The 6,346-nt window shown below is 64.3% G+C and carries 9 protein-coding genes; 6 read left to right on the top strand and 3 right to left on the bottom strand.

Going from position 1 to position 6,346, the window contains the following annotated elements:
• The 3 genes from MOV75_RS23730 to MOV75_RS23720 all read left to right on the top strand — a co-directional run.
• The coding region (locus tag MOV75_RS23730) for a 3-hydroxyacyl-CoA dehydrogenase family protein (RefSeq protein ID WP_247006717.1) at positions 1-1,409 on the top strand (1,409 nt) is incomplete at its 5' end.
• Positions 1,410-1,416: 7 nt separating this feature from the next.
• Entirely contained in the window at positions 1,417-1,827 is a 411-nt protein-coding gene (locus MOV75_RS23725) for an acyl-CoA thioesterase (protein WP_246929189.1), read from the top strand.
• 225 nt (positions 1,828-2,052) lie between these two features.
• The gene (locus tag MOV75_RS23720; RefSeq protein WP_246929190.1) at positions 2,053-2,244 is read left to right on the top strand and encodes a hypothetical protein; all 192 of its coding nucleotides are present in this window, start codon (positions 2,053-2,055) and stop codon (positions 2,242-2,244) included.
• A gap of 289 nt (positions 2,245-2,533) precedes the next feature.
• Here the strand turns inward: MOV75_RS23720 and MOV75_RS23715 are convergent, their stop codons facing one another.
• The gene (locus MOV75_RS23715) at positions 2,534-2,986 is read right to left on the bottom strand and encodes a nuclear transport factor 2 family protein (protein WP_247006716.1); all 453 of its coding nucleotides are present in this window, start codon (positions 2,984-2,986) and stop codon (positions 2,534-2,536) included.
• A 154-nt stretch (positions 2,987-3,140) separates the two neighbouring features.
• Between MOV75_RS23715 and MOV75_RS23710 the strand changes: the two genes are divergently transcribed.
• Positions 3,141-3,827: an HAD family phosphatase gene (locus MOV75_RS23710; RefSeq protein ID WP_246929192.1), complete on the top strand. Its 687-nt coding sequence runs from the start codon at positions 3,141-3,143 to the stop codon at positions 3,825-3,827.
• Between the two features lie 90 nt (positions 3,828-3,917).
• Entirely contained in the window at positions 3,918-4,766 is an 849-nt protein-coding gene (locus MOV75_RS23705) for a DeoR/GlpR family DNA-binding transcription regulator (RefSeq protein ID WP_246929193.1), read from the top strand.
• A 3-nt stretch (positions 4,767-4,769) separates the two neighbouring features.
• Here MOV75_RS23705 and MOV75_RS23700 read toward each other — a convergent pair whose 3' ends face one another.
• Entirely contained in the window at positions 4,770-5,195 is a 426-nt protein-coding gene (locus MOV75_RS23700; protein ID WP_246929194.1) for a type II toxin-antitoxin system VapC family toxin, read from the bottom strand.
• Positions 5,192-5,476 (bottom strand): type II toxin-antitoxin system Phd/YefM family antitoxin, encoded by a 285-nt coding sequence (locus MOV75_RS23695; RefSeq protein WP_246929195.1) that lies wholly within the window; start codon positions 5,474-5,476, stop codon positions 5,192-5,194. The genes MOV75_RS23700 and MOV75_RS23695 overlap by 4 nt, the downstream gene beginning before the upstream one ends.
• A gap of 240 nt (positions 5,477-5,716) precedes the next feature.
• Here MOV75_RS23695 and MOV75_RS23690 point away from each other — a divergent pair.
• On the top strand, positions 5,717-6,346 hold a 630-nt coding region (locus tag MOV75_RS23690; protein WP_247006715.1), incomplete at its 3' end, for a glycerol-3-phosphate dehydrogenase.

Raw genomic sequence — 6,346 nt, 5'->3', positions numbered from 1 at the left:
CAGGCTTGCTGACGCGCGCTGCGAATGTCGGCCTCGTGCGCGGGCTGCTCGCCAAGCGGATGCGCTCGGAGGCGGCGAAGGCCGCGTCCCGCGAGCATTATCCGGCGCCGTATGCGCTGATCGACCTCTGGGAGTCCCATGGCGGCAGCAAGGCCGCGATGCTGAAGGCGGAGCAGGCTTCCTTCGCCAAGTTGATGGTGACCCCGACTGCCCAGAACCTGATCCGCGTCTTCTTCCTGCGCGAGCAGATGAAGAAAGCCGCAGGCAGCGGCAACACCATCAGGCATGTCCATGTCATCGGCGCCGGCGCCATGGGTGGCGACATCGCGGCCTGGTGCGCGGGGCAGGGGCTGCGCGTCTCGCTCGCCGATATGAAAGCCGAGCCGATCGCGGGCGCGGTGAAGCGCGCCGCCGAGCTCTACGGCAAGATCATCCGCAAGCCGACCGACGTGCGCGACGCGCTCGATCGCCTCATTCCCGACATGGACGGGGAGGGCGTGCGCAACGCTGATCTCATCATCGAGGCGGTGCCGGAGAAGCTCGAGCTGAAGCAGAAGGTCTATGCCGGGCTTGAGCCGCGGATGAAGCCGGGCGCGATCCTCGCCACCAACACGTCGAGCATCCCGCTTCAGGACTTGCGCAACGGCCTGACGCGGCCGGAGCGGCTGGTCGGCCTGCATTTCTTCAATCCGGTGTCGCGGCTGCAATTGGTCGAAGTCGTCAGTCACGATGGCAATGACCCGCAGGTGCTGAAGCATGCGCTCGCGTTCGTCGGTGCGATCGACCGCCTGCCGTTGCCCGTGAAGAGCTCGCCGGGCTTCCTCGTCAATCGCGCGCTGACACCGTACATGCTGGAAGCGATGGTGATGCTGGACGAGAAGATCGACCAGCGCCTGATTGACGCCGCCGCCGAGCAATTCGGCATGCCGATGGGGCCGATCGAGCTCGCCGATCAGGTCGGGCTCGATATCTGCCTCGACGTCGGCGACATGCTGCGCACGAAATTCGGCGATCTCCTACCGCCGACGCCGGCCTGGCTGCGCGACAAGGTCGCCAAGGGTGAGCTCGGCCGCAAGACCGGCAAGGGTTTTTACACCTGGAAGGACGGCAAGGCGGAGAAGGCGCCGCTCCCTGAGACCGGCCCGCGCGTCACCGACCAGATGATCGACCGCCTGGTGCTGCCGATGTCCAATGTCTGCGTCGCGGCGCTGCGCGAGGGCATCGTCGATGATGCCGACGCCGTCGACGGCGCCATGATCTTCGGCACCGGTTATGCGCCGTTCCGCGGCGGTCCGCTGAATTATGCCCGCACACGCGGCGTGGAAAACATTGTGTCCACCCTGCGCGGGCTGGCCGAGCGATTCGGAGCGCGCTTTGCGCCCGATCCGGGCTGGGACAATTTTAGGTGAAACCGGCATGAACGAACAGGCGAACACCGAGCCGAGCGGCGATCTCTGCATTCGCACGCTGGCAATGCCAGCCGACACCAACGCGAATGGCGACATCTTCGGCGGTTGGCTGCTGAGCCAGATGGACGTCGGCGGCGGCGTGTTTGCGTCAAAGGCCGCGAAGTCGCGTACCGTGACGGTTGCGATCGAGGCGATGAATTTTCGCAAAGCGGTCTATGTCGGCGATCTCGTGTCGGTCTACGCCAATCTTGTCCGCGTTGGCCGCACTTCGCTCACCGTGCACCTGGAAGCGTGGGCGCTGCGTCGCGGGGAGGAGCATCCGTTTCTCGTCACCGACGGCAATTTCACCTACGTCTCGATCGACGAACACGGTCGCCCGCAAGCGGTTCGCGCGACTGACACAACGATCGCGACGTAATCGCGCGCGACGCTCTGCCTCATCTCACGAATGCGTGGCAAGCGCCGCCAAACGCGGCGCGACTGAGTCATCCTCGTCGCGGCTTCGCCAAGAACCAGTCATAAAACGGATGAGGTCCCGGCGTACTCAGTTGCGTGTCGATTCGGGGTGGAAACGGCCTCAAATGCCTGGGGAACCTTTGGGCAGGAGCACCGTTATTTGCCCGCACTGAGGAATCCACCGACTATGCCGGACAGCTACATCATCGAAGTCGATTCGCAGACCGCAGGTATCGTCGTTCGTTCTTCCGGAGGCTATTGCTTCTTCGCCTCATCCCACCGCTTCAACCGTCTTGAAGGCCAGCTCTTCCGCAACGCGCGCGAAGCCGAGCGCGCCGCGCGCAAGCTGCTGCACGGTGACGTGAAGGAGGCGGCGTAAGCGTCTGCCGCTTGTCATTTTGACGCGTGAAGCGTGGTCGGAAATTCTTGCCGCCCTTGATGCCAGCTGCCTTTTCCTTCTCCCCTTGTGGGAGAAGGTGGCGACCGCCTTCAGCGGCCGTTCGCAAGAGAACGCCGAAGCGAGGCTTCGGCTATGGCGCCGGATGAGGGGTTGCTTCAGCAAACTCAAATCGTGAGAGGTCGACTCGTTGATAGAGACCCCTCACCCGTCTCGCCGCTTCGCGGCGAGCCACCCTCTCCCACAGGGGGGAGAGGGCAAGCGTCGTTGATCACAACTTCGTTGCTGCGCGCGACAAGAGCTTCCACTCGTCGCCCTGCTTCTGCCAGTTCATCAGGATGTGAAGGTTGGTCGATACTTTTTTCCCGTCGGCCGCCATCTCCTGCTCGCCCAGCCAGTGGAAGCGGACGATCGCGGCGGGACCGACGACCTTGATGGTCGGGTCCTTGTAGTCGATCGACAGGAATTTCGACTTGCCGTCGGTAGCGTTGGCGATGAAGGTCGCCTTGTCCTCCACCTTGCCGCTGGAATGGCTGTAGCTGAGATCGTCCCAACACAGCGCGCCGAGCGCCTTCGGATCAGCCGCGATCTGGGCGAGGCGGAAGGCCTCGACCTTCTTCGCCACGGCCTCATCGTCGGCCGAGGCCGCCAGCACCGGTGTCGTGAGCGCGAGTGCCGAGACGGCGAGAGTCGAGAGAGCCAGATCGCGTCGGTTGATCGTCATCGTTTCCTCCTTTTTGATCTTGCGGCGAGTGTTGCAGCCGCGCGCGGCTTTGTCGAGTGGCACCTCGTCGTCATGTTCATGCGTCATTGCGCGGCTGAGGCCATATTGATACGTCTCGCGCATCAATGCGCCGCGGATTTGGGAAAGTACGGAAATGATCGAAGCCAAAACGGAAGCGATGGGCAGGGCCTTGCTGTTCGACATCGACGGCACGCTGGCCGACACCGACCCGCTGCACTTGAAGGCCTTCAACCAGGTGCTCGGGCCTCACGGCCATGTCTTCGACCACGCGCGCTTCTCCAGGGAGCTGCAAGGCTTCGCCAATGTCGCGATCGGCGAGCGCTTTCTGCCCGACGAGGCGCCGGAGCGGCGTGCCCTGATCCTTGATGAGAAGGAGGAGGTCTTCCGTACGCTGGTGGCCGGGCAGATCGCGCCGCTCCCGGGCCTGATGGCGCTGCTCGACCGGGCCGACAGCGCCGACATCCCCATGGTGGCCGTGACCAACGCGCCGCGTCTCAACGCCGAGCTGCTGCTCTCCGGCCTCGGCATTACGCATCGCTTCAAGGCGCTCGTGATCGGCGCCGAGCTGCCGCACGGCAAGCCGCATCCGCTGCCCTATCAGGAAGGGCTGCGTTTCGTCGGCGCGAGGGCAGAGGCCTCGATCGCATTCGAGGACTCCCGTACCGGCGTGCAATCGGCCGCGGCGGCCGGAATTCCGACCGTCGGCATCCGGACCAGCCTCAGCCATGCCGACCTGGTTGGCGCCGGCGCGATCGCTTCGGCCAGCGCCTTCGACGATCCGGCACTGCTGGCGCGCCTTTCGAGCGCCATGGCGTGGTGAGGGCCGCATCCGTTAACCGTGATCGGCGCACGCATTGACCGCAGCTGCGAACCGCCGCACCATGCATCATCCTGATTTGAGGCCGTTGCCGTGACCGGACTGACCCATCGCCAAGCCGAAATTCTCAACATCGCGCGCGCTTCCGGCCGCGTCATGGTCGAGGAGCTCGCGCGCCGGTTCGAGGTCTCGGCACAGACCATCCGCAAGGATCTCAACGATCTCTGTGAGCGGAGATCGCTGACCCGCATCCACGGCGGCGCCATCATCGCCTCCGGCGTGGAAAACCTCGCCTATGAGGCGCGCCGCTTCGTTGCCGCCGACGAGAAGAAGGCGATCGGGGCTGCGGCCGCCTCGCTGATCCCGAACGGCTGCTCGCTATTCATCAATATCGGCACCACGACGGAGGAGGTCGCCAGCGCGCTGACCTCGCATGAGGATCTGCTCGTCATCACCAACAACCTCAACGTCGCGATGCTGCTGTACCGCCATCCCCGCATCGAGGTGGTGGTCGCCGGTGGCACGGTGCGGCGCGCCGACGGCGCCGTGGTCGGCTCGACCGCGACGCAGCTGATCGGACAGTTCAAGGTCGACTACGCCATCATCGGTGCGTCCGCGATCGACGAGGAGGGCGCGCTGCTCGACTTCGACTATCGCGAGGTGCAGGTGGCGCAGGCCATCATCGCCAATGCCCGCAGCGTCATGCTGGTCGCCGATTCCACCAAGCTGCGCCGCAGCGCGCCGGTGCGCATCGCGCATATCACGCAGATCCAGACCTTCGTCACCGACCAGGAACTGCCCGAGCGCCTCGCCACCATCTGCCACAGCAAGGGTATCGAGGTGATGGCGGCGATGCCGAAGGAGGCAGGGGAAATCGATGATGCGCAGGCCGAAGCGCACGACGCAGTGCCCGAGGCGGCGCCCGTGGTCAGGCTGAGATAGGTCTTAGACATCGTCCCACGGATTGAGCAGTGGGACGCCGAACGCCGCAAAGTCTTTCACGTTGCGCGTGACGAGCGTGAGGTGATGCGCGAGTGCGGTCGCCGCAAAGAAGCCGTCCATGACAGACAATGCGACGCCGCTTCTACGGCTCTGCGCCATGAGGTCGCCCCAGTGCTCCGTCACCGCGTGGTCGATGGGCAGAACGCGGTCGGCAAACCGTGCCGGTAGATCGCGGGCAAGCCAGTCGGCCAGCGCCGTGCGCCGGCGGCCATCTTCCAGCAATGCGATGCCGCGGCGAAGCTCCGCGATCGAGGCAACGCTGATGAAGGCGCGATCTTCGTCGATCGTATCAAGCCACGCCAAGACTCGTGGGGAGGGCGCCGGCCGCTGAACCTCCGACAGCACGTTGGTGTCGAGCAGCAAGTTCACGGCATCTCGTCGCGCGGCCCATCGTGCTCACGCTCAAGCTCGAGGTTGGCGCCATGCAGAGGCGAGGCCAGGAGGAATTCGGCGAGTGTACCTTTTCGTTCGACCTTGCGCGCCCATTCCTCGGCGGAAACGACCACCGCGTTCGGCTTGCCGTGTCGGGTGATGACCTGCGGGCCGGTTTGGGCGCGGTCGATCACCTCGGACAGCCGCGCCTTGGCATTGGCGAGCGTCCAGGTGTCATCGGTCGGAAGCGTATCGGGTGCAGTGTTACGGTTGGTCAAGTGAGCGAAAACCAATATGACTAATATGACTATAATGGTGCAGGGCTGACCAATCAAGGGCGCCGCTGCTTCGCAAATTGCCGCTCAAACTGCTTAGTTTGGCGGCCCCTTGCCCCGAAAATAGTTCCGCTTTCGCTTCCCTTCGCCTCTCTTTCATCTTGCTTTCGTTTTTCGGTGTGATCTAATCAAAAGCGAAAGTAGCCGACCGAAGGAACGGGCGGCCGTCAGGGGAAGCGTCTGTTGGAGCGTATCTTCGACCTCGCCATCATCGGAGGCGGTGTTAATGGCTGCGGCATCGCGCGGGACGCGGTGGGTCGCGGTAATACTGTCTTCCTGTGCGAAATGAACGATCTGGCGAGCGGGACATCATCCTGGTCGACCAAGCTGGTGCATGGCGGCCTGCGCTACCTCGAATATTACGAGTTTCGCCTCGTCCGCGAGGCGCTGATCGAGCGCGAGATCCTCTGGGGCATCGCGCCCCACATCATTCGTCCCCTGCGTTTCGTTTTGCCGCACCATGCCGGCCTGCGTCCCGCCTGGCTGCTGCGTCTCGGCCTCTTCCTTTATGACCACATCGGCGGGCGCCATCTGCTGCCCGCCACGCGCTCGGTCGATCTTGGGCGTGACGAGGTCGGCAAGCCGCTGATCCCGAATCGCTACAGCCGCGCCTTTGAATATTCCGACTGCTTCGTCGATGACGCCCGCCTCGTCGTGCTCAACGCACGCGATGCCGCCGACAAGGGCGCCGAGATTCGCACCCGCACCCGCGCCACCGAGATTCGCCAGTCTGACGGCCTCTGGACCGTCGGCATGGTCAATACGCTGACCGGCGAGCGCTCGCAGATCCAGGCCCGCGCGCTGGTCAATGCC

Origin of the sequence: Bradyrhizobium sp. PRIMUS42, from assembly GCF_023006515.1 — a bacterium.
GTDB lineage: Bacteria > Pseudomonadota > Alphaproteobacteria > Rhizobiales > Xanthobacteraceae > Bradyrhizobium.
The sequence above is the reverse complement of the archived record's forward strand: the minus strand, read 5'-3'. Positions and strand labels throughout refer to the sequence as shown.

Excerpts from the sequence above, each read along its gene's own strand:
- MOV75_RS23710 (WP_246929192.1), top strand. The coding sequence starts at position 3,141 with ATGATCGAAGCCAAAACGGAAGCGATGGGCAGGGCCTTGCTGTTCGAC.
- MOV75_RS23720 (WP_246929190.1), top strand. The coding sequence starts at position 2,053 with ATGCCGGACAGCTACATCATCGAAGTCGATTCGCAGACCGCAGGTATC.
- MOV75_RS23725 (WP_246929189.1), top strand. The coding sequence starts at position 1,417 with ATGAACGAACAGGCGAACACCGAGCCGAGCGGCGATCTCTGCATTCGC.
- MOV75_RS23715 (WP_247006716.1), bottom strand. The coding sequence starts at position 2,986 with ATGACGATCAACCGACGCGATCTGGCTCTCTCGACTCTCGCCGTCTCG.